The sequence below is a fragment of the Helicobacter suis genome (assembly GCF_902196135.1).
Lineage (GTDB): Bacteria > Campylobacterota > Campylobacteria > Campylobacterales > Helicobacteraceae > Helicobacter > Helicobacter suis_A.
This window is the reverse complement of sequence record NZ_CABIKE010000041.1, coordinates 1-890: the sequence shown is the minus strand read 5'-3', so window position 1 is coordinate 890 and position 890 is coordinate 1. Positions and strand designations below refer to the sequence as shown.

1 pseudogene is annotated in these 890 nt (G+C 39.1%); it reads right to left on the bottom strand.

Going from position 1 to position 890, the window contains the following annotated elements:
• Positions 1–427 (bottom strand): annotated as a pseudogene (locus G6Q06_RS08315) (hypothetical protein); the annotation flags it as partial.
• Between the last annotated feature and the right edge of the window lie 463 nt (positions 428–890).

Sequence of the window (890 nt, the reverse complement as noted above, 5' to 3'; positions counted from 1 at the left end):
ATTTAGGCCGTTTTTTTAACTCTTTGATTACGCTATCGGTGAATTCCTCAGGCTTAATCATTCTTTGGTTTAACTGCTCAAAGGGGATTTCTTGATTTTTAAGGGGGGGAGTGGTAGAGTCAGCACTACTTGATAAAGGTTTGTCAATGTTTCCTTTACCACCTTCTAAACTTTCCTTCTGGTTTAATGGCGATTCTAGGCGGTTGTATGCAATATCTGATGCAACATCTGTATCGGATAATGCGGAGTTTGAGTATGATTTTAAAGGTGAATTCTGGTATCCGTTTAAGTCTACAAAGGACTTTTTAACCAATACGGATTTTTCAGAGCCTTTTACTGGTGAATTAACTTTAAATGAAGTTAGATCGCTAATATCTAAGTCTAAACCTTGAGCAAGTGCTCTACTTTCCCGTTTAAGCTCTTGCATTTTTGCGTCTGATAGTGTCTGTTCTACCTCCTGCTCCCTTAGCACATGGTATTATCAACTTCCCTAATACATAGTTAAATTATTCACCTACCAATACCTAACTTCTTTTAGAACTTCTAATTTAAACTTTTAAGAACTTCTAGAAACTTCTAGCAATCAATCTAAGTTGAGAGCGGCGGTTTAGTGGGCGCTCACCGCTAAGCATAAGCACTCCCCGCGCGTTAAGTTTATAGGATTGATAGGCACTAGCGGCCTCCATGCGAATTTGAATTTTTAGGTCATCTTAAGTTTTTTCTTGTATTGTTCTTTCATGCAAACGCCACATGATGAAAACTTAGAAGTAATCCCGAATTACTGGCACTTATATGGGGTGGATACGAGCAAACACTACCCCCGCATAACACGCGCGGCCTACAATCCTTATCATCATAGAAACGCTGAGATCAAAGAGGTAGAGAAGTAT